Origin of the sequence: Streptomyces kaniharaensis (assembly GCF_009569385.1) — a bacterium.
Classification (GTDB): domain Bacteria; phylum Actinomycetota; class Actinomycetes; order Streptomycetales; family Streptomycetaceae; genus Kitasatospora; species Kitasatospora kaniharaensis.
In genome coordinates this window covers 3,080,468-3,106,711 of sequence record NZ_WBOF01000001.1, presented here as the reverse complement: position 1 = coordinate 3,106,711, position 26,244 = coordinate 3,080,468, and the positions used below count along the sequence as shown (strand labels likewise).

The window sequence follows — 26,244 nt, the reverse complement described above, 5'->3', positions numbered from 1 at the left end:
AGCTGATCCGCCGTCTGAGAGCATGGAGCGATGCGACCGCTGTACTCCGTCCCCCTCGGAATCGCCGCCACCGGCGCCGCCTGCCTCGCCTACTCCGCCGGGTACGAGGTCCGTGCCTTCCGGCTCCGCCGGGTCGAGGTCCCCGTCCTGCCCCGGGGCGCCCGTCCCATCCGGGTACTGCAGGTCTCCGACATCCACATGGTGAGCGGCCAGGGCAAGAAGCAGCGCTGGCTGAAGAGCCTCGCGGGCCTGCGCCCCGACCTCGTCGTCAACACCGGCGACAACCTGTCCGACCCGCTCGGCGTCCCCGCCACCCTCGACGCCCTCGGGCCGCTGATGGAGTTCCCCGGCGTCTACGTCTTCGGCTCCAACGACTACTACGGCCCCGCCCGCAAGAACCCGGCCCGCTACCTGCAGGCCATGCGCAGCGGCATCCACGGCATGAACAACCCCGACGGCACCGCCCGCCGCGGCATCACCGGCGCCGTCCACAACCCCTGGGAGAAGCTCCGCGACGGCTTCGACGCGGCCGGCTGGCTCGACCTCACCAACACCCGCGGCCGGCTCACCATCGGCGGCCTCGACATCGAGTTCACCGGCCTCGACGACCCGCACATCCGCCGCGACCGCTACACCGAGGTCGCCGGCGGCCCCTCCGCCGACGCCGACCTCTCCCTCGCCGTCGTCCACGCGCCCTACCTGCGCGTCCTCGACGCCTTCACCGCCGACCGCTATCCCCTGATCCTCGCCGGCCACACCCACGGCGGCCAGCTCTGCATCCCCTTCTACGGCGCCCTCGTCACCAACTGCGACCTCGACGCCAAGCGGGTCAAGGGCCTCTCCACCCACACCGCCGGCGGCAGCCGCTCCTACCTCCACGTCTCCGCGGGCTGCGGCACCAACCGCTACACCCCCGTCCGCTTCGCCTGCCCCCCCGAAGCCACCCTCCTCACCCTCACCCCCACCCCCAGCTGACCCGCCCCGGACGCCCGCCGGGAATCGGATTTCGTGTCTCGGCGAGCGTCCGGTAGAGTTCTACTCGTTGCGACGGAGACAGAGCAACAAAACGCAAGACCGGGGTGTGGCGCAGCTTGGTAGCGCGCTTCGTTCGGGACGAAGAGGCCGTGGGTTCAAATCCCGCCACCCCGACCCAGTCCAGAGGGCCTATCGGAGAGATCCGGTAGGCCCTCTGGCGTTGTGCGTGACCAGCTGAGTGACAATGCCTCAGGGTCTCGGGAGAACGGGTCGTCACTGTCGGGCCGGTCTGGACCATCGGCGGACCTGCTTCCGGTTGCCCTTCTCGGTCACCGCCGTGCTGGGAGTGGCCGGCCAGTCGGAAGGTCTCCTCCAGGGGCACGCCGCTGTCCGAGTGCAGGGCGCACGAAGCTGTGGCGCATCTCACCTGGCGGCTACTGCGGCGTTCACGCCCACTGCCTCGGCGATGGCCGTACGAAACGCTCGCCCCGACGTGGGGGTCCAGTTCGGTGCCCACGGCGATCGGGGACATGTGCCACCTGCGTGTCGGATCGGGCGGTGCCGGGTCGGGGAACCGCTAGGGCGGCCGAGCCACCATTCCGGGCCCGTGACGAACAGCAACTCTTGTACAGCAGGGGTGCTCCCGCGCCGGTCGATAGATTCGTCTGTGCCGCGTAACTACGCTGTGGGTCTACGACCGTGGGGGAAGGGTGGGTGCCATGACGGCGTGGGTGCTGGTGTGCAACCCGGCGAGGTTCCGTATCGACGACCTGCGAGCGGACGGTGGCGAATTGGACTCATGGACGGTCCGGCGCTACCTGAAGGAGATGCAGAAAGGCGATCTGTTCGCGCTGTGGGTGAGCGGACCAGCCGGTGGTGTCGTGGCGCTTGGTGAGCTCACTGGCGAGCCCTACTGGTGCGACAGCGAGAAGGCAGACCATCAGTACTGGGCAGAGCCTCCCGGGGCCCGGGACGCCGTGCCGTTGAAGGTTCAGAAATGGCTGGATTCCCCTATCCCGCGGGCGTGGTTCAGGGACCACGACGTCTTCGCCGGTGCTGGGATCCTGTCCCAGCCGTTCGCTGGAAATCCGCATCGCCTTACGGATGATCAGTGGGAGGCACTGGCTGCCAGGGCAGATCACATCGTGTCCTCCGCTCGGGGCAACGAGATGCCGGCAGGCGATGACTGGCACCTCCAACCTGGTGAGGAGATTCGCCGAGTCGAACTGCATGACCGCTACGGGGGAAGCCGCCAAGGAGGCATTAGTCCGTCGTTGCAGTCCAAGAACGTCCTGCTCTTCACGGACGCCAGCACGGGCGAGCAGCACGGCTACGAAGACGTTTGGATATCTGACGACCACTTCCGGTACACGGGTGAAGGGCAGATCGGCGATCAGGTCTTCACCAAAGGCAACAAGGCCATCCGGGACCACCTCCAGGATGGTCGGTGTCTTCGCCTCTTCATCGGCAGTCGCGGCACGGTCCGCTACGCGGGTGAGTGGATCCTCGATCCCAGTGAGCCGTACTCGTGGGGGCGCGCCAGGTCCAGTAACGGCGGGCCGGAACGCACAGTCATCCATTTCCACCTGATCCGCGTGGGGGCCGCGGTAACCGCCCCCGGCGTGCCTGTGGGCAGTGCCTATCGGGTCGAGGACGAGACCACGGTTCCGGCGCCAGCTATCCCGAGCGCCCCGGACCCGGCGCTTGTCGGGCGAAATCTCAGCAAGCATCGGCAGCTTCAGAACGCGCTCGCTGAGCAAGTGCAGGCACGTGGCATGAAACCGCTTTCGCCGACTCCAGCCGACCCGGCCTTTGATATCGCGTGGCACGACGGGGACACCCTGACGGTTACCGAAGTCAAATCCTTGCGGCCCGAGAACGAATCACATCAACTGCGGACTGGAATAGGGCAGTTGCTGGACTACGTTGACCAACTCAGTGCGCGGGCACCGCAGGTTCGTGGAGTTCTCTGGTTGGAGCGCACACCGCTGGAGGAGCGGTGGTTGGGCATCTGCGAACGGGCCGGGGTGGTGCTCGCGTGGCCGGGAGCAGACGCCAGGGTGTGGGAATAGCAAAACAGGCCCGGTGTCCCTTCTCGGGGACACCGGGCCTGTGACGTTCTGTGGTGCCGGGCGGCGAGGCTACTGGATCGTGGGCGGATCGACCGTGGTGATGGCGAACACCGAGTCGCCTAGGCCCGAGTAGGCGTTGCTCAGGCCCGGCCGGGGTCAGACGAGGAGGGTGGGGAGGTCGGTGCGGGAGGTGATGCCCAGTTTGGGGTAGGCCTTGTAGAGGTGGTGGCCGACGGTGCGGGGGCTGAGGAAGAGCTGGGCGGCGATGTCGCGGTTGGTGAGGCCTTGGGCGGCGAGGCGGGCGATCTGGAGTTCCTGGGGGGTGAGGGTGGCGAGGGGGGAGTTGGCGGCGCGTGGGGTGGGGGCGGTGGTGCCGGTGGCGGTGAGTTCGGTGCGGGCGCGGGTGGCCCAGGGGTGGGCGGCGAGGCGTTCGAAGGTTTCGAGGGCGGCGCGCAGGTGGGGGCGGGCGTCGGTGCGGCGGCGGGCGCGGCGGAGCCATTCGCCATAGAGGAGCGCGGTGCGGGCCTGTTCGAAGGGGCGGTGGGTGCCCTCGTGCAGGTCGAGGGCGGCGCGGTAGGCGGATTCGGCGAGTTCGTCGGGGCCGAGGAGGGCCTGGCAGCGGAGGCGGAGGGCCTCGGCCCAGGGGCGGTCGGCGGCGGCCGTCCAGCGGGCGAAGCGTTCGTAGGGGGCGGCGGCGCGGTCGGGGGTGCCGAGGCGGACGGCGGCCTCGACGAGGTCGGGGACGGCCCGGGTGGCGCTGACGTGGTGCCGGTAGCGGCCGGTGGTGAGGGTGTGCAGGCGGTCGGCGGCGTCGGCGGCGCGGCCGTGGCCGAGGTCGAGCAGGGCGAGCGCCCAGTGGGCCCAGGGTTCGCCGGAGGCGGGGGCGGCGGTCTGCGGGCCGGTGGTGGTGAGGGCGGTGCCGGCGAGTTCGGTGCAGGTGTCGGTGGTGCCGGCGAGGGCGGCCAGGTAGGCGAGCAGGGCGGTGAGTTGGCTGACCCACTGGTGCTGGCCGGTGTCGCGGGCGAGGCCGAGGGCCTCGGTGGCGGTGACCTCGGCGTCCCGGTGCCGGCCGTGGAAGAGTTCGGCTTCGGCGAGGAAGAACTGCAGGGTGGGCAGCACGCCGACGCCGCCTTTGGCGCGGGCCTCGGCGACGAGTTCGCCGGCGAGTTCGGCGGTTTCGTCGTCCCGGCCGAGGACGAGGGTGGCGCCGCAGAGCTGGACGAGGTCGGCCGGCGTCTCGGCGCCGGCCTTGCGGGCGGCGTCGGCGGTGGTGCGGGCTGCGGGTAGTGGCGGCGCGGTCCGGCCGAGGGCCGGGAGGACGGCGGCCGGGAGGTGGCGGGCGAGCGGCGTGAGCGGGTCGTCGTCGGCGAGCGGGAGGGCGGCGAGGCGGTCGAGGACGGCGCCCACCGGTTCCTCGCCGGCGTACCAGGCGGCGTGGAAGGCCTGGAGCAGCATGCGGGCGGCGTGCGGCGGTTCGATGGCGGTGCCTGCGGCGTCGAGCAGGAGGCGGTAGGCGGTCGGGTAGGAGCCGCGCCAGAAGTGCGCGGTGGCCCGGACGTGGTCGAGCAGGGCGTGTGCGAGGACGCTGTCGGTACGGGCGGCGGCCTGGTCGGCGAGTGCCTCGGCGTGCGCCAACTTGCCTTCCTCGGTGGCGGCTTCGGCGGCCAGGATGAGGCGGCGGGTGGCGCCGTCGCGGTCGGGGGTGAGCCGGGCGGCGCGTTCGTAGGCCGCGGCGGCGCCGCCGTGGGCGCCGCGGGTTTCGGCACGGACGGCGGTGCGTTCCAGGGCGTCGGCGAGGGCGGCGTCGGGGCTGGTGGCGGCGAGGGCGAGGTGCCAGGTGCGGCGGTCGCCGTCGGTCAGGGCCTCGCCGACGGCCCGGTGGGCGGCCAGGCGCTGGACGTGTGGCGCGCGCTGGAGGATGGCGGCGCGCAGGAGGGGGTGGCGGAAGGCGAGGCGGCGGTCGGGGCCGATCGTCACCAGGCCCGCTTCCTCGGCGGGGGCGAGGTGGTCGGCGGTCGCGCCGAGGGCCGCGGCGGCGGGCAGGACGGCGTCCAGTTCGCCGTTCTCCTCGGTGGCGGCGACCAGCAGCAGGGTCTGGGTGGCGGCGGGCAGGCCGGTGACCTGGCCGTGGAAGGCGATGAGGAGTCGGCTGGTGAGCGGCAGGCCGCCCGGCGAGTGGGTCTGTGTGCCGGCTGCGACGGGGAGTTCGGTGAGGGCGAGCGGGTTTCCGGCCGCTTCGGCGAGCAGCCGGTCCCGGACGGAGGCGGGCAGGTCGGGGCCGGCGCGGTGGGTGAGCAGCCGCGTGGCGTCGGCTTCGGCCAGGCCGGCCACGTGCAGTTCGGGGAGGCCGAGTTGCCGGTCCGCGGGGGCGCCGCCGGTGCGGGCGGCGAGCAGCAGGGCGACTCCTTCGGCCTGGAGGCGGCGGGCGGCGAGCAGCAGGGCGTCCAGCGATGCGTGGTCCAGCCACTGCACGTCGTCGACGACGCACAACAGCGGTTGGTCTGCGGCGAGTTCGGCGAGCAGCCCGAGCGTGGCGAGCCCGGCCAGCAGCCGGTCGGCGGGGGCGGGCCCGGAGTCGGGTGCAGAGGCGAGGCCGAACGCCGCCTCCAGCGACCGCCGTTGCGGCCCGGGCAGGGCGGACAGCCGATCCAGGCCCGGCGCGAGCAGCAGACTCAGCCCGGCGAAGGGGAGTTCGGCCTCGTGTTCGACGCCGGCCGCCCGGATCACCCGGAAGTCCCGCCCCGCCGTCGCGACGGCGTGGTCCAGAAGGGCGGTCTTGCCGATCCCGGGCTCGCCCCTGAGCAGCAGCACCCCGCTGCGGCCGTTCCGCGCCCCGTCCAACAGCCCGTCCACGACAGCCTGTTCGCGTTCCCTCCCGTACAGCATGCCTCCGACCCTACCTACCCGGACGGGCGGCGAACGGTCCGTATCGCCTACCGATACGTGACCGATTCGCCCGCGCGAGCCCGTCCCTACCGTTATGAGCAGCGGGAACGACCCGCCCAACCACCCACCGGGACAAGGGAGAAGACCATGAGCGAGATCACCACCGCCACCCTCCAGCTGCTCGCCGAGCGCTACCTCGCGGTCTGGAACGAAACCGACCCGGCCGCCCGCCGCAAGCTGGTCGACGAGGTGTGGGCCGAGGACGGCAGCTACACCGACCCGCTGGCCGCCGTCACCGGGCGGGACGCGATCGACGCGCTGATCGGCGCCGCCCAGGCGCAGTTCCCGGGGCTGGACTTCACCCTCGGCCCGGTGGACGCGCACCACGGCATCGCCCGCTTCACCTGGAACCTCGGGCCGGCCGGTGCCGAGCCGATCGTCGTCGGCTTCGACGTGCTGGTGGCCGGGCCGGACGGGCGGATCGCCTCGGTGTACGGATTCCTGGACCGCGTCCCGGGCGCGTGAGGCGAGGCGGACGAGGGGGCGGGCACGAACGACCCGCCCCTGCCAAGTCCGGCGGGTCGCGGGAGGACCGGAGCCCACCCGCCCGTTCCGTTCTGTCCGCCCGATCGGGTTGGATGGTCGGATGAGCGAGGAGAAGAGCGCCGTACCGGCGTGGGAGCAGCGGTTCCGGGCCGCGCGGGTGTCACTGCCCGACTGGGCCGACGACGCCCCCGACCGGGCGCTGTACGTGTCCAACGCGACCGGCACCTACGAGGTCTACGCCTGGGATCGTGCCGCCGGCACCCACCGGCAGGTCACCGACCGGCCGAACGGCACCACCGACGCCGAGCTGTCCCCGGACGGCGACTGGGTGTGGTGGTTCGACGACCACGACGGCGACGAGTTCGGCGTCTGGCGCCGCCAGCCGTTCGCCGGCGGGCCCGACGAGGAGGCCGTGCCCGGCCTCGCCCCCTCCTACTCGGCCGGCCTCGCCCTCGGCCGCGACGGCACCGTGGTCGTCGGCCGCTCCACCGACGAGGACGGCACCACCCTGCACCTGCGCCGCCCCGGCGCCGCCGAGGCCGTCGAGATCTACCGGCACGAGGAGTACGGCGGCATCGGCGACCTCAGCTACGACGGCTCCCTGCTCGCCATCGACCACACCGAGCACGGCGACGCGATGCACTCCGCCATCCGGATCGTCCGGCTCTCCGACGGCACGACCGTCGCCGAGCTCGACGAGGTGACCGGCCGGGCCGAGCCGCGCGGCGTCGCCTGCCTCGGCTTCGCCCCGGTCGACGGCGACACCCGCCTGCTCGTCGCCCACCAGCGCACCGGCCGCTGGGAACCGGTGATCTGGGATGTTGCCACCGGTGCCGAGACCGCCCTCCCGCTGCGCGACGAGCAGGGCCGTGAACTGCCCGGGGACGTCTCGGCGCAGTGGCGCCCCGGCGCCGAGGCGCTGCTGGTCGAGCACGAGTACGAGGCGCGCAGCGAGTTGTTCTCCTACTCCCTCGCCGACGGCCGGCTGACCCGCCTCGACACCCCGCGCGGCACCGTCGGCGGCGCCACCGCCCGCCCGGACGGCACCGTGGAGTACCTCTGGTCCTCCGCCGCCGAGCCGTCCGCCGTGCGTTCCACCGCCGGGACGGTCGTCCTGCGGGCGCCCGGCGCGGTGCCGCCCGGCTCCGTCCCCGTCGAGGACGTGTGGGTGGACGGGCCCGGCGGGCGCGTGCACGCCCTCGTGCAGCGGCCGGCCGGGGCCGGCGAGGGCCCCGTCCCGACCGTGTTCGAGATCCACGGCGGCCCCACCCACCACGACAGCGACGCCTTCGCCGCCGGTCCGGCCGCCTGGCTCGACCACGGCTTCGCGGTGGTCCGGGTCAACTACCGCGGCTCCACCGGCTACGGCCAGGCCTGGACGGACGCGCTGCGCGAGCGCGTCGGCCTGATCGAACTGGAGGACATCGCCGCCGTCCGGGAGTGGGCGGTCGCGAGCGGCCTCGCCGACCCGCGGCGGCTGGTGCTCACCGGCGGCAGCTGGGGCGGCTACCTCACCCTGCTCGGCCTCGGCGTGCAGCCCGAGCACTGGACGCTCGGCGTCGCCGCCGTGCCCGTCGCGGACTACCCCACCGCGTACGCCGACGAGATGGAGGCGCTCAAGTCGCTCGACCGCACGCTCTTCGGCGGCACCCCGGAGGAGGTCCCGGAGCGCTTCACCGCGTCCTCGCCGCTCACGTACGTCGAGCAGGTGCGGGCGCCGGTCTACATCAGCGCCGGGGTCAACGACCCGCGCTGCCCGATCAAGCAGATCGAGAACTACGTCGAGCGGCTGCAGCAGCTGGGCAAGCCGCACGAGGTCTACCGGTACGACGCCGGGCACGGATCGCTGGTCGTGGACGAGCGGATCAAGCAGCTGCGGCTGGAGATCGACTTCGTGCGGCGGCACCTGGACGGCGAAGGCCTCGCCGAGGACGGGGGCCCGGCGTGAGACGTCGGCTGACGCTGGCGGGGGTGGGCGTGGCCGGGGCGCTGATGCTCACCGGCTGCTCCGGCGGGCATCGTGGCGAGGCGGACTGCCCGCCCCCGGCGGCTCCGCGAGTGTCGAGCCCCTCGGCCTCGGCGACGGCCACAGCCACGGCTGTCGCCACCGCGACGCGGGCGAGCACGGGCCTCGGGACGGTGGCGGTCGCCCAGGCCGCCTACCTGCCGGAGGACGAGAACGACGTCGTCTACCTGGCGAAGGGCAGCAGGTCCAAGGGGTCGGGCGGGTCCAAGGGGTCCGGCGGTTCGAAGGGCTCCAAGGGGTCGAAGACCGGGCGGACCGGGCACCACCACATCGACCACGACGACGTGGACGAGGTCGACGGGGGGAGCGGCTGCGACGACGACCCGATGCCGGCGCCTTCCCCGACGTCCGCGAAGCCGTCCTGGACGTCGTCGCCCTCGGCACCGGCTGTACCGTCCAGGCCTGCCGTACCGTCCCTGCCGGTCGCGCCGACGGCGCCGGGCAAGCCCTCGCGCTGAGGGCCGTCAGTCGCTGGAGGCCGGCTGAGGGCCGTCAGTCGAGGACCGGGTCCAGTCCGAGGGCCCGGTCCTGCTCGGCCTCCGCCTCGCGGCGGACCAGGCGGAACCACATGAACACCACGAACCCCGCGAAGACGAACCACTCCAGCGTGTAGCCCAGGTTCTGGAACGCGCGCAGCGAGAGCCCGTCACCGCCCTGCGGCTCGACCGTCGGCACCGGGCTGAGCCCGGGCGGCACCGCGTCGGTGGCGATCCAGCCGTCGTACCAGCCGTCGTACGACAGCACGTTGAGCAGGGCCGCCCGGTTGATCGTGCCGAGCTGGCCGGCCGGGAGACCGCCCGCCACGGCACCGTTGCTGCCGGCGGTCTCCCCTGCCTGCAGCCGGCCGGTGACGGTCACCTCCCCGCCGGGCGGCGCGGCCGCGGCGGAGGCGCCCTCTGCGGGCGTGCCGGGCGCCCAGCCGCGCACCACCGCGACGGCGTGGCCGTCGGCGGTGCGGAGCGGGGTGAGGACGAAGTAGCCCTGCCTGCCGTCCACCGTGCGGTTGGGGACGAGGAGTTGGTGCTCCCGGTCGTAGCTGCCGGTGACGGTGACGGGCTTGCCGACGGTGTCGGTGGTCACCTGCGGGCTGGCCGGGGTGAGCAGGGCGTCGATCGGCCTGGGCTCGCTCGTGTCGGTGACCGCCTTACCGGTCCCCCGGTGCGAGGAGACCCGGTCCTCGAACCGGCCGAGCTGCCAGGAGCCCAGCCAGAGACACACCGCCACGGCCACCACGGCCAGCGCGGTGCCGCTCAGCCAGCGCGGAGTGAGGAGGAACCGGTACACACCCCCCACGGTAACCACTCCTCACACCACTCCCGACCACAGGGGGCCCGGCGCCCTGCCGTCGGGGCTGCCCGGCAGCCGACGTACGAACGGCAGCCGCCCGCCCGACTACCCCGCCGACGGCGTCCCCGACGCCTGCTGGGCCGGACCACCCGACGCCTGCACGCCACCGCGGTACACCGTCCCCGCACACGCGCCCGGCAGCACCGCCGTCGCGGCCGTCGGGCTGCCCGGCGCCGGGGTGTGGGCGATGGTGGCGCTGGGCGGGGTGGGGGTGGTGGGGTTCTGGGTCGGGGTGGCGGTGGGGCTGGGCGCGCTGGTGGGCCCGGCGGTGGGTGAGGCGCTGGGCTGCGCGTTGGAGGTGGGTGCCGCGGCGGCGCCGGTGGCGGGGGCGCCGGTGGCGGCGGGGGCGTCGGTAGTGAACGCGGCCGGATTGGCGAGGCTCTGGCCGGTGGGGGCGGCGGTGGCGGTGCCGGGGCCGGTGGCCGGGCAGACCGGGTCGGGGATCCAGGCGAACGGCACCCGGTAGCCGCCCTGCGGGGCGAGCACGGGCGGGTCGGTGTCGGCGACGGGCAGCCCGGTGGCCGGGTCGCCGGCTGTGTGGTCGGTGACCCGGATCCGGCTGCGGTCGGTGCCGGTGACCGCCGTGACGGCGACCGCGCCGGGCCCGCCGAGCCGGCAGCTGCGGCCGGACACGTTGGTCACGGCGAACCACCCGTAGATCCTGCCGCCGGCGTCGGCCGGCCCGACGTGCGCGCCGCCCTGCCCGAGGTCGCCACGGGTGCAGAGCGGGACGATCAGGTCGTCGCCGCTGCTGGAGGCCGCGGCGGCTGTGGTGGCTCCGCCGACGACCTGGACGCTGCCGGCGGTGGCGCTGGGCGAGGCGCCGGCGGTGCCGGAGGGCTGCCCGGTGCCGCCGGGGCCGCCCGGATCGGGGTGCGGGGAGACGCCGACGGCGGTGGAGCCGTCGGGCACGGTGCCGGTCGGGGAGGTGGCGGCGGGGTCGTTGGCGTGGGGCGAGCCGGGGCCGCCGGAGAGGCCGAGGCGGTCGCCGGTGTGCAGGGCGGGCAGCGCGATGGCGACGGCGACGGCCAGGGCGGCGGCACCGGTCCAGGCGCCGCGGCGGGCGGCCCGGCGGCGGGGTACGGCGGTGCGGATGCGGGGCAGGCCGCCGGGGTCGGGCTGGATCTCGGCGACCGAACGGTGCATCAGGTCACGGAGGGTCAGTTCGTCGGCGGTGAGGCCCACGGCGAGGTCGGCCGTGAGGTCGGCGGCGAGATCGGCTGTGAGATCAGCCGTGAGGTCGGCACGGGCGGAGCGGCCGTCCTCCGTCCCGCGGCCCGCATTGCACTTGCCCGCGCCGTCAGCCATGTCCGGCCTCCATCTGGGTGCGGAGGGCGGCCAGTCCGCGCGAGCCGTACGCCTTCACCGATCCGAGCGAGATGCCCAGGGTCTCGGCGACCTGCGCCTCCGTCATGTCCACGAAGTAGCGCAGCACCAGAACCTCCCGCTGACGGCGTTGCAGACCACGGAGCGCGGCTTTCAACTGGTCGCGCTCCAGCGCATCGTAGGCGCCTTCTTCTGCACTGGCCATGTCAGGCATCGGCTTGGGCAGCAGTCGCAGGCCGAGGATCCGGCGGCGGAGCGTGGAGCGGGACAGGTTCACGACCGTCTGCCGCAGGTAGGCCAGGGTCTTCTCGGGTTCGCGGACCCGCCGCCGGGCCGAGTGCACGCGGATGAACGCCTCCTGCACGACGTCCTCACAGGTCGAGAGGTCGTCCAGGAGCAGCGCGGCGAGCCGCAGCAGTGAGCGGTAGTGGGCCTGGTAGGTCTCGGTGAGCTGGTCCTCGCTGGTACCCGCGTCGGTACCCGTCCCGGAGTCCGCCGCACCGGGTGCGACCGCGGTCATCTGGTTTTCTTCCGGCCTACTCGCAGGCCACTGGGCGCGCGGCGGGAACGTCACCGCGGCCGCCGCCGAGATGCCCGCCCCTGCCCCCACCATCACGTTCGCCACGCCCGTTGGACACTCGATCCCCTGTCATGGTTGCCCAGCCCGGGGGACATTCTTCCGCATCGGCGGAAGTGGCCTCCACGGAATTCGAGAGGGTTTCCGGACAGATTGTGAGGAGAAGGACGTACGGACCCTACGCAGGCCGCGGTTCGCCGGCGACGAGCTCGGCGATCTGGAGCAGGTTGAGCGCGGCTCCCTTGCGCAGGTTGTCGCCGCAGAGGAAGAGGTCCAGCGCGGCCGGCTCGTCGAGCGCGCGGCGCACCCGTCCGACCCAGACCGGGTCCGTCCCGACCACGTCGTTCGGGGTGGGGAACTCGCCGGCTTCCGGGTTGTCGTAGACGACGACGCCGGGCGCGTCGCCGAGGATCTCCTGCGCGTGCTCCTGGGTGACCTCGCGTTCGAACACCGCGTGCACGGCCAGTGCGTGGGTGCGGACGACCGGGATGCGCACGCAGGTGGCGGAGACCTTCAGGGCGGGCAGGCTGAGGATCTTGCGCGACTCGTCGCGGATGCCGAGTTCCTCGGAGGACCAGCCGCCGTCCGCCAGGGTGCCCGTCCAGGGCACCGCGTTGAGCGCGAGCGGGGCGGCGAACGGCCCGTGGTCGGCGATCACCGCTCGCAGGTCGCCGGTCTGCCGGCCGATCTCGACGCCGCCGACGAGCGCGGTCTGCTCCCGCAGGGCGGCCTCGCCGAGCCGGCCCTCGCCGGAGGCGGCCTGGTAGGAGGCGACGACGAGTTCGACGAGCCCGTACTCGGCGTGCAGCGCGCCGACCGCGGCGATCATCGCGAGGGTGGTGCTGGCGGGGCTGGCGACGATGCCGCGCGGACGGATCCGCAGCGCGGCGGCGTTCACCTCGGGGACGACCAGCGGGACGTCCTCGGCGGTGCGGAACGCGGCGGAGTCGTCGACGACCACGACGCCCCTGGCCGCCGCGACCGGCGCCCACTGGGCGGAGACCACGTCGGGCACGGCGAACACCGCCACGTCGATCCCGTCGAAGGCCGCCTCCGTCAGCGGGACGACCTCGACGGGCTCCCCGCGGACGACCGGCTTGCGGCCGGCCGAGCGCGGGGACGCGACGAGACGGATCTCGCCCCAGACGTCCTGGCGGAGCGAGAGCAGGCCGAGCAGCACCTCGCCGACCGCGCCGGTGGCGCCGACGACGGCGAGGTTCGGCCGCCGGGTCATCGCCCGGTGCCGCCGTAGACGACGGCCTCGTCGGATTCGCTGTCCAGTCCGAAGGCGGTGTGCACGGCGCGGACGGCCTCCGGCACGTCCTCGGCGCGGGTGACGACCGAGATGCGGATCTCCGAGGTGGAGATCAGCTCGATGTTGACACCCGCGGCGGACAGCGCCTCGAAGAAGGTGGCGGTGACGCCCGGGTTGGAGCGCATGCCTGCGCCGACCAGGGAGATCTTGCCGATCGCGTCGTCGTAGCGCAGCGACTCGAAGCCGATGCCCTCCTTGACCCGGCCGAGCGCGTCGATGGCCTTCTGGCCCTCGGTCTTGGGCAGGGTGAAGGAGATGTCGGTCAGTCCGGTCGACGCGGCGGAGACGTTCTGCACCACCATGTCGATGTTGACCTCGGCGTCGGCGATGGCGCGGAAGATCCGGGCCGCCTCGCCCGGCTTGTCGGGCACGCCGACGACCGTGACCTTGGCCTCCGAGGTGTCGTGGGCGACTCCGGAGATGATGGCCTGCTCCATCTCGCCCCCTTCGGGCTGGTTCGGGTTGTCGTTGCTGACGATCGTCCCGGGGAGCCCCGAGAAGGACGAGCGTACGTGAATCGGGATGTTGTAGCGGCGGGCGTACTCCACACAGCGGTCGAGCAGCACCTTGGAACCGGAGGATGCCAGCTCCAGCATGTCCTCGTACGCGATCCAGTCGATCTTGCGGGCCTTCTTCACCACGCGCGGGTCGGCGGTGAACACGCCGTCCACGTCGGTGTAGATCTCGCAGACCTCGGCCTTGAGGGCCGCGGCGAGGGCGACGGCCGTGGTGTCGGAACCGCCCCGGCCCAGCGTGGTGATGTCCTTGCTGGACTGCGAGACGCCCTGGAAGCCGGCCACGATCGCGATGTTGCCCTCGTCGAGGGCGGTGCGGATGCGACCCGGCGTCACGTCGATGATGCGCGCCTTGTTGTGGACGGAGTCCGTGATGACACCGGCCTGGCTGCCCGTGAAGGACTGGGCCTCGTGCCCCAGGGATTTGATCGCCATGGCCAGCAGGGCCATGGAGATGCGCTCTCCAGCGGTCAGCAGCATGTCGAACTCGCGGCCGGCGGGGAGAGGTGACACCTGCTCCGCGAGTTCGATGAGCTCGTCCGTCGTGTCGCCCATCGCGGACACCACGACGACGACCTCATGGCCGGCCTTCTTGGCGTCAACGATGCGGCGGGCCACGCGCTTGATGCCCTCGGCATCCGCAACGGATGAGCCGCCGTACTTCTGCACGACAAGGCCCACGTGCGCTCCTCGACTTGTGTCGTTTCCGGGGGCGGATGGGCCCCCGCACCCCCGGGGAGGGGGTTCTGCGGTCCGCGCCAGTCTACCGAGCAGGGGTGCCCCGACCGGCGCCCTCCATATGATGAGACGGCTGTTTCAGCAGGTGATCGGCGGTTCGGGGGCGGCACCGGCAGGTCTGCGGGGTATCCGGTACGGACCCGAAGAATCGACGCCCGAACGGGCGGGGACCGGGCCGGATTTCCTTTCCGGGCGGATCGCTGAGGCATTCGTCACAGTCCGCCGGAACGCTCCCGGCACGATCCGCGGGCCTTTCTCCGGGGGGCCGGGCCGCCCGTCCTACCGCTTGAGGCCCAGCTCGGCCGCCATCAGGTCCCCGGCCTGCTGCTCCAGCTGCTCGTCGGTGAGCCCGTCGTCGTCGGTGTCGGCGCCGTCCGGCACCGCACCGAGCGGGCTGTCCAGCCGGACGTGGGCGATCAGCGACTGCAGCGCCCGCAGCACCGCCGAGCAGGTCGTGCCCCAGTTGGAGAGGTACGAGAACTGCCACCACCACAGCGCCTCGCTGACCCGGCCCTCGCGGTAGTGGGTCAGCCCGTGCTGGAGCTCGCCGACCACACCGGCCAGGTCGTCCGAGATCCGGAAGGCGTTCGGCTTCTCCGGCGGGCCGTACGGGTCGAAGACCTCGTGGTAGACGTCGATCGGCGCGAGCAGCGCGGCCAGCCGCTCGCGCAGCTGCTCGCCGTCCGGCTCCGGACCGGCGTCGGGCTCGAAGCGGTCGTCCGGGACGACGTCCTCGATCGCGCCGAGCCGGCCGCCGGCCAGCAGCAGCTGCGAGACCTCCAGGAGGAGCAGGGAGACGGCGCTGCCCGGCTCGTCGCCCTTGGCGACCTCGGTGACGGCGAGGACGAAGCTCTCCACCGAGTCGGCGATCTGCACGGCGAAGTCGTCCGGCTCCGAGCCGTGCGCGTGGCTGTGCGGGGTGTGTTCCCCGTCGAGCCCGCCGTGCGGTCGGCCGTGCGGCTGGCCGTGGGACGGCTGGTGGGGCGTGTGGGGCTGCTGGTTGATCGTCCGGTCAGACATCGAGCAGTCGTCTCCCTTCGAAGGCGCGGCCGAGGGTGACCTCGTCCGCGTACTCCAGATCCCCGCCGACGGGCAGACCGCTCGCCAGGCGGGTCACCTTCAGGCCCATCGGCTTGCACAGCCGGGCCAGATAGGTGGCGGTCGCCTCCCCCTCCAGGTTGGGGTCGGTGGCCAGGATCAGCTCGGTGACCGTGCCGTCCGCGAGGCGCGACAGCAGCTCGCGGATCCGCAGGTCGTCCGGGCCGACGCCCTCGATGGGGCTGATCGCGCCGCCCAGCACGTGGTAGCGGCCGCGGAACTCGCGGGTGCGCTCGATGGCGACGACGTCCTTGGGCTCCTCCACCACGCAGATCACGCCGAGGTCGCGGCGCGGGTCCAGGCAGACCCGGCACTGCTCGGCCTCCGCGACGTTGCCGCAGACCACGCAGAAGCGGACCTTCTCCTTGACCTCCAGCAGCGCGTGCGCGAGGCGGCGGACGTCGGTCGGATCGGCCTGCAGGACGTGGAAGGCGATCCGCTGCGCGCTCTTGGGCCCGACGCCGGGCAGCCTGCCCAGTTCGTCGATCAGGTCCTGAACCACGCCCTCGTACAACGTCGCGCCTTCCCTCGGATGGTCGGTGGTGTCCCGGCCGGATGGTCGGTGACTCCCGGCCGGTGGTGCTCCGGTGCCATCATCCAACGAATCGGGCGCCGGACACACCGCCCGGCGCCCGACTCCCACAGAAATCACATGGGTCTGTCGCCTGAACTTCAGACCTGCTCGGGTGAGCTCGCGTGAACTTCGGACCTGCTCAGACCTACTCCGGCCTGCCCAGGCCTGCTCGGACCTGCTCCGGCCCGCTCGTGAACGCCGGGCCCGCCCGCCGGGACGTGCCGACTAGAACGGCAGACCGGGGATGCCGCCGCCCATGCCCTGGGTCAGCGGGCCCATGCGCTCGGCCTGCATCTTCTGCGCGGCCTGGTTCGCGTCCCGCACCGCCGCCAGGATCAGGTCGGCCAGGGTCTCGGTGTCCTCCGGGTCGACGGCGGCCGGGGCGATGGTCAGCGCCACCAGCTCGCCGGCGCCGGTCACCGTGGCCTCGACCAGGCCGCCGCCCGCCGAACCGTTCACCTTCGCCTCGGCCAGCTCCTGCTGCGCCTTGGCGAGGTCCTGCTGCATCTTCTGCGCCTGCTTCAGCAGCTGCTGCATGTTGGGCTGGCCACCACCGGGGAACACGGCTCACTCCTTGCTGTTGTGCGGTCGTCGCTGTGACGCGGTCGTCACGGCCGAGCCTACGTGCTGCTCAGTTGCCGCGGTGGTGGATCTCCTCCAGGACGGTCGCGCCCAGTTCGCGGATGATCAGCTCCTGGCCGGAGAACGCCTCCTCGTTGAGGTCCGGGTCGTCCTCCTCCGGGATGTCGTCCTCGGGCGCCACGTGCTGCGCCGGGGGCGCGGCCACCGGCGGCGGGCTCTGGACGGGCGCGGGGGCGGGCACGGTCTGCGGCACCTGGGGCCGGGGCTTCGGCTGGACGGGCGCGGGCGCCGGCGCGGGGGCCTGCACAGGGGGCGCGGCTGCGGCCGGACGCACCGGGGCGCCCCAGCCGCCAGTGGCGCCGCCGTACGCGCTCTGTCCGCCGGGCGCGCCGGCGCTGGCGCCTGCCCCTGCACCTCCGGACGGGTCGACGATGCACTCGATCCGCCAGTCCACGCCCAACGCGTCCGACAGCGCCTGGCGCAGCACGTCGTCGCTGTTGCTGCCGACGAAGCTGTCGCGGGCGCCCGCGTTGATGAACGACACCTGGAGCACGCTGCCGTCGAACCCTGCCACCTGGCCGTTCTGGCTGAGCAGGATCCAGGTGAAGCGCCGGCGGTTCTTCACCGCCTCCAGGATCTGCGGCCACAGCTGGCGCACCTGCGCCGCACCCTGCTGCGCGGCACCCGACGGCTGGCCGCCGGGGGCGGAGGCCGGGGCGGGCGCGGGGGCCTGAGCCGGGGCCGGAGGCTGAGCCTGGGGCTGGGCGGCCTGCGGCTGCGGGGTCGAGGGTGCGACCGGGGCCTGTGCCGCCGGCGCGGTGCCTGCGGGCGGGAAGCTGCGCGGGATCGGCCAGGCACCCGGCGCGGGCCCGGCGGGCGCCGCAGGGACCGGGGCCGCCTGCGCGGCCGGAGCCTGCACCGGGGCGGGCTCCGCCACCGGGTTCGGCACCGGACTCGCCGCCGGATTCGCCGCCGGATTCGCCACCGGGGCGGGATGGGCCACGGGCGCGGGCACCGGGGCAGGCGCGGCCATCGGCGGCACACCCGTCGGCGCACCCAAGGGCGCCCCCACGGCCGCGGCGAAGCCACCGGCCGCCGCCCGTCGCTCCAGCTTGTCCAGCCGCGCCTGCAGCGACAGCTCGTCGGCGTACGCGCCCGGCAGCATCACCCGGGCACAGATCAGCTCCAGCTGCAGCCGCGGCGCCGCGTTCCCGCGCATCTCGGTCAGCCCGGTGTTGACGATGTCCGCGGCCCGGCTCAGCTCCGCCGCGCCGAAGGCGTCCGCCTGTGCCTGCATCACCGCGACCCGGTCGGCCGGGGCGTCCAGCAGCCCCTTCTCCCCGGCCTCCGGCACGGTGGCCAGGATCACCAGGTCACGCAGCCGCTCCAGCAGGTCCGTCACGAACCGGCGCGGGTCGTGCCCGCCCTCGACCACCCGGTCGATCACCTGGAACACCGTCGCGCCGTCCTGCGCGGCGAAGGCGTCCACCACCTCGTCCAGCAGCGCCGAGTCCGTGTACCCGAGCAGCGCGGTCGCCATCTGGTACGTCACGCCGTCATCGCCGGCACCGGCCAGCAGCTGGTCCATCACCGACATCGAGTCACGCACCGACCCGGCCCCGGCCCGGACCACCAGCGGGTACACCGCGTCCTCGACCTGGATCCCCTCCCGGCCGCAGACCTCCGCCAGGTAGTCGCGCAGCGTGCCCGGCGGGACCAGCCGGAACGGGTAGTGGTGCGTGCGGGACCGGATCGTCCCGATCACCTTCTCCGGCTCGGTGGTCGCGAAGATGAACTTGAGGTGCTCCGGCGGCTCCTCCACCACCTTGAGCAGCGCGTTGAACCCGGCCGAGGTCACCATGTGCGCCTCGTCCAGGATGAAGATCTTGTACCGGCTGTGCACCGGCGCGAAGAACGCCCGCTCCCGCAGCTCGCGCGCGTCGTCCACACCACCGTGGGACGCCGCGTCGATCTCGATCACGTCGATCGACCCCGGCCCGCCCGTCGCCAGATCCCGGCAGGACTGGCACTCCCCGCACGGCGTCGGCGTCGGCCCCTGCTCACAGTTCAGGCAGCGGGCCAGGATGCGCGCACTCGTCGTCTTCCCGCAGCCGCGCGGGCCACTGAACAGGTACGCGTGGTTGACCCGGTTGTTGCGCAGGGCCTGCTGGAGCGGAGCGGTCACGTGCTCCTGCCCGATGACCTCCGCGAAGGTCTCGGGGCGGTAGCGGCGGTACAGGGCTAGGGACACACCACCGACGATATCGGGACGGACGGACAAACGCGTCGCCCCTCATCCCCGCCGGCTCCCCCACCGCCCCCGCCCGGGAACGCAAAGACCCCCCGTGCACCCGCCAGAGCCCTCCTACCCTTGCTGCCTTCCGGCCCTGGGGGGGTTCAGAGAGATAACGCCACACGAGGGGCTGCTCCCCACAGTACCGGATCCCGCCCCCGACGATCCACAGGCCACCCCACCTCCCGACCTACGGGATAGCTGGTCGCGACCACCCCAAAACATGTACTAAGCTCTCCCACGGAGGATTCGCCTAGAGGCCTAGGGCGCACGCTTGGAAAGCGTGTTGGGGGCAACCCCTCACGAGTTCGAATCTCGTATCCTCCGCCTTCGCCCGCCAGGGCAAACGTCGGCCCGGACCGCTCAGCGGTCCGGGCCTTCGTCGTCTCCTGGTTGCAGTTTTGGTTGCAGTTCTCGCCTCAGCGCACTTCTGGATCGCAGCCAGGCTGCGACAGCGGCCCTTGGCTCGATGCGAGGTCGGTCTTCCAGCGTCGACTTCAACAGAACGATCCAGCCCGATACCGTTGCCCGGTGGCGTTGCCCTACGTACCAGCCGATCGCCCACTCCTCGATCTCCCGAGGTATTCGGAGGCCGAGCGGCCGGCGCATCTATTGCCGGCAGACGAACTTCCTCTCCTCGGTCTGCGGATTCCCAGCTCTCGCCGCCCCGACGCGTGGCTCGCCGATCGAAGCGGTCACGGCTGCACATTCCGGCCCGCTTACGATCCGACTGGCCTCGAACCTCTCCAGGCGCGGCCCGCTGAGCGCTCTGCCGACGGGGTGGATGAGCACCTGGCACGGATGATGACGGCGCTGGAGGTCAAGGAGATGGTCGCCCGCGCGAGAAGCCGTGCGGGCCTAGTGGAAGACCGCACGCTAGACGGACGGCTCATCAGGGCCAAGGGCAGGCCCTACCAGACCGGCCACCCGCTGGTGCTGACCGTTCGCGCCAAACCTTGCTGCGGCAGGCTCTCCGAGGTGGCGGTGTGCTCCCTGTTCGACCTGGTGAACGAGCACTTCCTCATCCGTACGAAGCCCGGCCCGTCCTGTCCGGCCGGTAACCACCCGGCCTCGGCACAATCGCTCCCGGAGATCCTCCCCGAGCTCGCCCAGCTCGTGACCAAGACAGCGGGAGGCGAGGACGTCATCGTCTGGGGCCAGTACCCAGCACTCGCTCTGGAGGGCGAGCTCTCACTCGCGACCGAGCCGGAGAAGCGACGCAAGCGGACTTGGCCGGTGGGCACATGGGTTGACCTGCAGGCTGCTGAGGCGATCTGGCGCACCGGTGGAAGTGCCGACGACCTCGCGATGTTCTCCCCGGGCGCTGACGCAGCAGACGACGCACAGGTCCTCGTCCGGATCATCCACCGGATCAGCGAGTCGCACGCTGTCCTCAGACGCAGCGTCGACCGGATTCCGGAGCCCGCGCCGGAGATCCAGTCCTCGGCGTGCGCCCTACACTTCGCCCTGCCTGCAGACCTGGGTGTCAGCAGCCCAGTCGAGCCGGCCGAGACATGGTCCCGGACTTTCCCGGTCCACCTGCTGGAGGGGCCTACCGACGCAGTCCGGGTGGGCAGCGCCCGGCGGGAGCAACCCCAACTGCGCCGGTGGCTGCTCAACAACCGCGTGGACGCCCGATGCGCCCTGTGCGGGGAAACCTATCCGGCCGCCTACCTCCGTGCCGCGCACATCAAGCGCCGGGCAGAAGCGGCCGAGGGCGAACGGCGCGATCTCGCCATCGGGATGCTTGCCTGCACGTTCGGCTGCGATCAGATGTTCGAGCTCGGCGACATCTTCGTGGACGCCGATGGCGTAATCCGAAGCCGCCTCACAGGAGAGGGGAGCGCTGTTGCCGCCGCTGCCGCCCGCCTCGTGGGTCGGCGATGCCCGGCGGCCGTCCCGGAACGAGCGGAATACTTCCGCCACCACCGACAGTCTCATGGTCACGACGAGTAGGCAGGCCCCCACAGCCGCAGACGATGGGGCCTCGACACAAGGGTGGCCGTGCGCTCTCACCAGCCGTCGGTGAGAACGCACGGCCACTACAGATGCTCGGGCTACCAGTCGCTGGTATCGCCGAACTTCCCGGGGTTTCGCGCCCGGTCGACGGCCTGCTCCACCGCCTCTACGAACGCCGCCGCGACGGCGGACTTGTCGATGCCGCGGACCTGAGCCTCGACGAGCTGCTCGGGACCAGGTCGGCGGGCCGTACGCCAGGACGCCGAGCGGTCGGTGTAGACGTCACCCTCGAAGTCCCAGGCGGCAACCGACCACTGCTCGGGCAGAGACAGATCCACCCGTTCACCGCCTGGACGGAACGCCGCGTAGGCGTGGAAGACGACTCGCTGGTCAGACTCGCGTTCCCGCACCGCCCGGGAGCCGCCGGGGCCTTCGGCCTCCCACCTGGCCTCGTCCCAGACCTCAACCTGGGCTGAAAGGCCAGGCCGCTCCGTGTTCCACTGGTCAACGAGAGCTGAGGCGTGCTCGTGGAGCCGGAACGGGACGAGTTGCTGGCCGACCTTGGCAACGAAGACCACCGCCCGTGGCGAAACGGGATCATTGCTCGGCTGGACCTCCGACGGCGCCATCTGGTCCGGGCCGTCGACCGCCGACGGCGCCCTGCTGGTCTGGTCGCCCGCTGGCCAGAGCAGCCCGCCGACCTTGGCCGCGGTCTGCTGGAGGACAGGGCTGGTCATGTGCTGGTAGCGCCGCCGCATCCGGGCGGACTTGCCGGGTTCCCAGCCCATGATGGCGTCGACCACGGCGTCGGGGACGCCGAGGATCAGCAGCACGGTGGCGGCAGTATGCCGGGCGTCGTGGAGGCGGGCGTCGCGGACCTCGGCGGCCTTCAGCAGGTCCTTCCACCGGTGGTAGTCGGTGTTGGGGTTAAGCGGTTCGCCGACCTCCGAGGTGAAGACGTAGCCCTTCTCGACCCACAGGTCTCGGGCACGCACCCGCTCCCGGTCCTGCGTCTCCTTGTGCTGAGCCAGGAGCTTCATCAGCTCCTCGGGCACGCCGATGGGCCGCTTGCCGGCCTTCGACTTGGTGGACTTGGTCTCCCGGCGAGTGTTGATCTTCTTCGGGCAGTAGCCGGGCTTGCGCCCGCAACGGTCGCCGCAGCCGTGCTTGTAGCGGGGCCGCAGCCGACCGCGCCGCACCAGGATGACGCCGGCCTCGAAGTCGACGTCCTCCCACTGCAGTCCGAGCACCTCGCCTTGGCGGAGGCCCAGCGCGAGGGCGATGACCCAGCGGGCGGTGTTGCGGACCTTGGCCGCTTCGAGCAGGAGCCGCTGGACCTCCTCGACCGAGTACGGTTCGACCTCCGTCTCGTCCAGCACCGGGGCCTTGGCGATCGTCGCGGGGTTCTCGGTGATGGCCTTGCGGCGGACCGCCTCGTTCAGCGCCACTCGGACCGTGCGGTGGACCTGGTGAGCCGTACCGGCCGAGCTGCCAGCCTTCTGCATCTTCGCGTAGAGGCGTTCGAGGTGCTCGGGTTCGAGCTTCTCCAGGCGGTGTGCGCCGAGGCCGGGTATGAGGTGGTGGTAGACGGCGACGCGGTAGCCGTCGATCGTGTTCTCGCCCACGGTGAGGGCCGCGATGTTCTCGACCCAGTGGGTGAGCCAGCTTTCGACGGTCCAGCGCTGGCCGGCCTTAGGCACTTTGCCCTTGTCGCGTTTGGCCTCCAGGTCGCGGACGGCCTTGGTGATCTCCGGACGGGTCTTGCGGGTGACGTGGCGCCGGTCAGGCTTGCCGTTGTCCTTCACCCCGACCGTGACGTAGCCATGCCAGCGCCCGTCCTTGGCCTGGTAGATCGTCGAGTCGCCGTTGGGCTTGCGGGACTTGGTCATGGCGTCCCCCCTCAGGCCACGAGGGCGCCGGTGGCGCCGACGCGGGCGGCGATGTAGTCGCTGAGCGCCTTGGCGGGGATCCGGCGCAAGCGGCCGATCATCACGGACGGCACCTCACCGGAGGACACGAGGCCGTACATCGTGGTGCGGCCAACCCCGAGTCGGCGTGCGGCTTCCTCGACCGTGAGGGCAACACGGGTGGCGTCCGCAGCCTTGTCGCAGTTCGCAACGAGGGCGAGCAGGCTCTGCTCGGGCAGGCCGAGGGCTTCCGAGAGGCGAGCAAGGGACAGGTCAGGCTGAGGCATGGGACTCCTCGTCGACCGCACGGGGCTGGCACCTCGGCGGCCTGGTCGTTTGATGGGTGGTCATGGCGGCGCAATCCCTCGCCCAGGCGCGCTAACACCTGGAGCAAGACGCGGACGGGTCTGGCGGTCCGTCGCGCGTGCCGCGCGGTAGTTCAGGTCGGGCTCGGACACCCCCCTGACTTCTACTCGAAATTCCTTTTCGGGGGACGGTTGTACACGCCCGCAGGATCCTCGATCTCCTCATCTGTGGGCGGGCGGACACCCGGCGCATCAGCGGGTGCCTCGGAGACGTGAACCCAAGCGTCCTCCGTCTCGACATAGTCGAGATGGGCGAGAGCCGGCGGCAAGGTAGGCGGGTGGATGCCCTTGGCCCGCATCTCCGCACGAAGGTCCTGGATCGCGAGCGACATGTCACTGATCATCTCGTCGAACTGGGCAACCAGTCTGCTGTTGTGCTCGCGAGTAGGCATGTCGCGACTGAGGGCCGCACCACGGCGATACTCCTCGGTTCGGCTGATGGCCTTCTGCAGCCCGTACATCATCTGGCGGTGTCTGCGAACCTCGTCGAACCGCTCTTCGACGGTGTCATTGGCAGGTTCGTAGTCGAGCGGCAAGTCGCCACAGACCCACTGAAGCGCTTCATCGGTTGAGATCATCCGGCCCGGGAGAACCTCGATCTCTCCGGTCTCCCCAACCGGGACCACCAGGGCAACTGGGGGAACGTCGAGGACTTTGGCGAGGACCAGGACCTCCGCCACGTCGACGCTTGAGCGCCGCCCGTTCTCCAGATTGGCGATGATGCTCCGCGCGATCGGGTAGCCCAGGTCCGCGCAGGCCGCAGCGACGTCCTGCGCGCTCATCCCCCGCTCTTCCCGGAACCGCCGGACCGCCTCGGCGACACGACCGGTCACGCCGGCTTGCCAGTCCTTGGGGTTCGTCATGGCACACAAGGTACTGGCCAGCACAGGAGAAGTCAACAATCAGCACGCAAGTTGTGTAGCAAAGACACAGTTGCCGCCTTGACTGAGCACAGGCAGTGTGTGTTTACTCTGCGTACGTTGACGGACTCAGGCCAGCACGATTGGCCGTGCGAGCCCGGAAACGAGGGCGGCCCCCGGTGTTAGCGCACCGAGGGCCGTGAAGGCTCCCTTATGTGACCACCCATCAAGACGATCAACCGCTGTGCGGCCTGCCAGGGCCTGATGCACGGCGGGAGGGAATCCATGTCCCAGCCTACGGGCCCGGCACACGGGCCGTCGAGCTCCGGTGCGGCCGACGCCATCTTCGACGACGACCACGCGGTGTTTCCGAAGGGGACACTGCCGAACGACCTGGATGCCGAGAGGGCGGTCGTCGGCGCCTGCATGGCGCTGGGCGCGCCCGCCATCGACGCGGCGCGCGCCATCCTCGATGCCGACGACTTCTACCGGCCCGCCCACGAGACCATCTGGCGCGTGATCCTCGACCTCGCCTTCGACGGGGCCCCGACCGGTGCGGTGGCCGTCGCTGACCGACTTCGAGGTGCCGGCGCCCTGGAGCGCGTAGGCGGCGTGAGCTACCTGGTCCGGCTCGCCGCCGAGGCGCCCCCGTCGGCGGACAACGCCGACTACTACGCGGCCATCGTGCGACGCGAGTCGGAGCTGCGGAAGCTGCACGCCACCGGCATCCGGACCGTCCAGCAGGCCCTGCTGCCCGGCGCCCAACCGGACGAGATCCGCAGCGCGCTCGATGCCGAGGTCCGCGAGGGACGCGAGCGGGCGCTGGCATCGGGGAACAGCCGCCTGTCGCGGTTCATGGTGGACGGCTGGGACTTCGTCACCAAGACCGGGATCGACAAGGAGCCGCTGTGGGGCACCCGCGGGGAAACCGCGTGGGCAGCCGGCGAGAGCCTGATGATCGTCGGCGCCCCCGGCGTCGGTAAAACCACGATCGCCCACCAGGTGATCTTCGCCCGGATCGGCTTGGGCGACTCGGCGCTCGGTATGCCCGTCGCTGAGAGCAAGCGCGTCCTCTATCTGGCGATGGACCGGCCCCAGCAGATCGCCCGGGCCATGGCCCGACTGGTCCGGCCCGAGCACGAGAAGCTGGTCCGCGAGCGGCTCCTCATCTGGGAGGGCCCGCTGCCGAGCAGCCTGGACAAGGAGCCCGGCCTTCTCGCTGAGCTGGCCACCGCACACGGCGCCGACACCATCGTCATCGACAGTCTCAAGGACGCCGTCAGCACCCTCGTCGACGACAGCCTCGCCATCGCCTACAACAGCGCCCGCAACCGGGCCCTGCGCGAGGGCATCCAGGTCCTGGAGCTGCACCACCAGCGCAAGGCCACCGCAGACGCCCCGCGCGGCCAGCGCCCCACTCTCGACCGCGTGTACGGCTCCACTTGGCTGACCTCCGGCGCGGGCAGCGTGCTGTTCATTGCCGGTGAGGCCGGCGACCCCGTCGTCAACCTCCACCACCTCAAGACCGTCACCGGTGAGATCGGCCCACTCACCATCGTCCACGACCACGAGGCGGGCACCAGCGCCGTCGAGGAGACCATCGACATCGCCGAACTCCTGCGCGCAACGCCGGACGGCGTGACCGCCAAGCAGTTGGCCTCCGCCATGACCGGCGACAAGAAGCCGGACGCCGCAGCCATCGGTCGGGCCCGTCGGCGGCTGAACACCCAGGTCAAGTCCGGGCTCGCCGAGGTGGAGAAGGGCTCGGCCGGCGGCATCGGCGGTGGCAAGGAGGACCGCTACTTCCCCTCCGCCCGCCACATCAGCGCCAGCGCGCCGCTAGCTGCCGTCGAGCAACCCGCCATCCCGCTGACAGTCGTACCGGCCACACCGCCCACCAGCGCCGCGTCGGTGCAGCCCTCCGACCCCGCACTGACCGACGCCGACAAACGCCGAGTCGCAGCCGCGACCGCTGCGTCACCGGGAACAGGGCGTTTTCGCGAGCGTTCACGCACCTCCACCGCCGCGAGCGTTGTACAACCCGTTGTCGCGCCGGACGCGCACAGGAAAAACCGCAGGTAGAAGCGTTTTCGCGACCGTTTATGCCGTTGTCGCACCCGAGCGTTTTCGCGCGAACCCCCCTTTAGAAGGGGGTTCGCGTAAACGCCCCCGGAGCACCCGCCGTGCCACGACCTCGCCCTGACCGTCCCGGCTGCGGCACCGGCGACAACGACCGACAGCCGGCACCGGCCCGCACCGACACCCGGCACGCCTGTAATCCGC

The 26,244-nt window shown here is 71.9% G+C and carries 19 protein-coding genes, 2 tRNA genes, 1 other RNA gene and 1 pseudogene; 9 read left to right on the top strand and 14 right to left on the bottom strand.

The window, feature by feature from the left end; translation table 11 throughout:
* Positions 1-30: 30 nt before the first annotated feature.
* From F7Q99_RS14235 to F7Q99_RS14225, 3 genes are all read left to right on the top strand, one after another.
* Positions 31-975, top strand: a complete 945-nt coding sequence (locus tag F7Q99_RS14235) for a metallophosphoesterase (protein ID WP_153461649.1) — start codon at positions 31-33, stop codon at positions 973-975.
* A 100-nt stretch (positions 976-1,075) separates the two neighbouring features.
* Positions 1,076-1,149 (top strand) — tRNA-Pro (locus F7Q99_RS14230).
* Between the two features lie 545 nt (positions 1,150-1,694).
* The gene (locus F7Q99_RS14225; protein ID WP_153461647.1) at positions 1,695-3,047 is read left to right on the top strand and encodes an EVE domain-containing protein; all 1,353 of its coding nucleotides are present in this window, start codon (positions 1,695-1,697) and stop codon (positions 3,045-3,047) included.
* 156 nt (positions 3,048-3,203) lie between these two features.
* On the opposite strand, the gene F7Q99_RS14220 is transcribed toward F7Q99_RS14225, so the two are convergent.
* The gene (locus F7Q99_RS14220) at positions 3,204-5,933 is read right to left on the bottom strand and encodes an ATP-binding protein (RefSeq protein WP_153461645.1); all 2,730 of its coding nucleotides are present in this window, start codon (positions 5,931-5,933) and stop codon (positions 3,204-3,206) included.
* 147 nt (positions 5,934-6,080) lie between these two features.
* Here F7Q99_RS14220 and F7Q99_RS14215 point away from each other — a divergent pair, with 147 nt between their 5' ends.
* The 3 genes from F7Q99_RS14215 (at position 6,081) to F7Q99_RS14205 (ending at position 8,963) form a co-directional block, all read left to right on the top strand.
* Positions 6,081-6,458 (top strand): nuclear transport factor 2 family protein, encoded by a 378-nt coding sequence (locus F7Q99_RS14215; RefSeq protein ID WP_153461643.1) that lies wholly within the window; start codon positions 6,081-6,083, stop codon positions 6,456-6,458.
* A 121-nt stretch (positions 6,459-6,579) separates the two neighbouring features.
* Positions 6,580-8,427 carry a S9 family peptidase gene (locus F7Q99_RS14210; protein WP_153461641.1) on the top strand — a complete coding sequence of 616 codons (1,848 nt, stop codon included), beginning with the start codon at positions 6,580-6,582 and terminating at the stop codon, positions 8,425-8,427.
* Positions 8,424-8,963 (top strand): hypothetical protein, encoded by a 540-nt coding sequence (locus tag F7Q99_RS14205; protein ID WP_153461639.1) that lies wholly within the window; start codon positions 8,424-8,426, stop codon positions 8,961-8,963. Before F7Q99_RS14210 ends, F7Q99_RS14205 begins: the two co-directional genes overlap by 4 nt.
* 34 nt (positions 8,964-8,997) lie before the next feature.
* On the opposite strand, the gene F7Q99_RS14200 is transcribed toward F7Q99_RS14205, so the two are convergent.
* The 10 genes from F7Q99_RS14200 to ffs form a co-directional block, all read right to left on the bottom strand.
* On the bottom strand, positions 8,998-9,789 hold the full coding sequence (locus tag F7Q99_RS14200; protein WP_326846649.1) for an SURF1 family protein: 792 nt from the start codon (positions 9,787-9,789) through the stop codon (positions 8,998-9,000).
* Positions 9,790-9,897: 108 nt separating this feature from the next.
* On the bottom strand, positions 9,898-11,160 hold the full coding sequence (locus F7Q99_RS14195; RefSeq protein ID WP_153461637.1) for a hypothetical protein: 1,263 nt from the start codon (positions 11,158-11,160) through the stop codon (positions 9,898-9,900).
* The gene (locus F7Q99_RS14190; protein ID WP_230210216.1) at positions 11,153-11,698 is read right to left on the bottom strand and encodes a SigE family RNA polymerase sigma factor; all 546 of its coding nucleotides are present in this window, start codon (positions 11,696-11,698) and stop codon (positions 11,153-11,155) included. Before F7Q99_RS14190 ends, F7Q99_RS14195 begins: the two co-directional genes overlap by 8 nt.
* Positions 11,699-11,933: 235 nt before the next feature.
* Positions 11,934-12,989, bottom strand: a complete 1,056-nt coding sequence (locus F7Q99_RS14185) for an aspartate-semialdehyde dehydrogenase (RefSeq protein ID WP_153461635.1) — start codon at positions 12,987-12,989, stop codon at positions 11,934-11,936.
* Positions 12,986-14,266, bottom strand: a complete 1,281-nt coding sequence (locus F7Q99_RS14180) for an aspartate kinase (protein WP_326846648.1) — start codon at positions 14,264-14,266, stop codon at positions 12,986-12,988. Before F7Q99_RS14180 ends, F7Q99_RS14185 begins: the two co-directional genes overlap by 4 nt.
* 336 nt (positions 14,267-14,602) lie before the next feature.
* Positions 14,603-15,343: a DUF5063 domain-containing protein gene (locus F7Q99_RS14175; RefSeq protein ID WP_230210215.1), complete on the bottom strand. Its 741-nt coding sequence runs from the start codon at positions 15,341-15,343 to the stop codon at positions 14,603-14,605.
* Entirely contained in the window at positions 15,336-15,935 is a 600-nt protein-coding gene (recR, locus tag F7Q99_RS14170; protein WP_153461632.1) for a recombination mediator RecR, read from the bottom strand. Before recR ends, F7Q99_RS14175 begins: the two co-directional genes overlap by 8 nt.
* 285 nt (positions 15,936-16,220) lie before the next feature.
* Entirely contained in the window at positions 16,221-16,559 is a 339-nt protein-coding gene (locus tag F7Q99_RS14165; protein ID WP_326846647.1) for a YbaB/EbfC family nucleoid-associated protein, read from the bottom strand.
* A gap of 67 nt (positions 16,560-16,626) precedes the next feature.
* Positions 16,627-18,828 carry a DNA polymerase III subunit gamma and tau gene (locus tag F7Q99_RS14160; protein WP_326846646.1) on the bottom strand — a complete coding sequence of 734 codons (2,202 nt, stop codon included), beginning with the start codon at positions 18,826-18,828 and terminating at the stop codon, positions 16,627-16,629.
* A gap of 80 nt (positions 18,829-18,908) precedes the next feature.
* Positions 18,909-19,005: signal recognition particle sRNA small type (gene ffs, locus F7Q99_RS14155), an RNA gene on the bottom strand.
* A gap of 107 nt (positions 19,006-19,112) precedes the next feature.
* Here ffs and F7Q99_RS14150 point away from each other — a divergent pair.
* Both F7Q99_RS14150 and F7Q99_RS14145 read left to right on the top strand, forming a co-directional pair.
* Positions 19,113-19,197: transfer RNA gene (locus F7Q99_RS14150), tRNA-Ser, on the top strand.
* 453 nt (positions 19,198-19,650) lie between these two features.
* On the top strand, positions 19,651-20,826 hold the full coding sequence (locus tag F7Q99_RS14145; protein WP_153461629.1) for a hypothetical protein: 1,176 nt from the start codon (positions 19,651-19,653) through the stop codon (positions 20,824-20,826).
* Positions 20,827-21,512: 686 nt separating this feature from the next.
* Here the strand turns inward: F7Q99_RS14145 and F7Q99_RS14140 are convergent.
* The 3 genes and pseudogenes from F7Q99_RS14140 to F7Q99_RS14130 form a co-directional block, all read right to left on the bottom strand.
* Positions 21,513-22,718 (bottom strand): annotated as a pseudogene (locus F7Q99_RS14140) (tyrosine-type recombinase/integrase); the annotation flags it as partial.
* Between the two features lie 11 nt (positions 22,719-22,729).
* Positions 22,730-23,023 carry a helix-turn-helix domain-containing protein gene (locus F7Q99_RS14135; RefSeq protein ID WP_153461625.1) on the bottom strand — a complete coding sequence of 98 codons (294 nt, stop codon included), beginning with the start codon at positions 23,021-23,023 and terminating at the stop codon, positions 22,730-22,732.
* A 182-nt stretch (positions 23,024-23,205) separates the two neighbouring features.
* Positions 23,206-23,964 carry a helix-turn-helix domain-containing protein gene (locus tag F7Q99_RS14130; protein ID WP_153461623.1) on the bottom strand — a complete coding sequence of 253 codons (759 nt, stop codon included), beginning with the start codon at positions 23,962-23,964 and terminating at the stop codon, positions 23,206-23,208.
* Positions 23,965-24,246: 282 nt separating this feature from the next.
* Here F7Q99_RS14130 and F7Q99_RS14125 point away from each other — a divergent pair, with 282 nt between their 5' ends.
* Entirely contained in the window at positions 24,247-26,043 is a 1,797-nt protein-coding gene (locus tag F7Q99_RS14125) for a DnaB-like helicase N-terminal domain-containing protein (RefSeq protein ID WP_153461621.1), read from the top strand.
* The last annotated feature ends 201 nt before the right edge of the window (positions 26,044-26,244 follow it).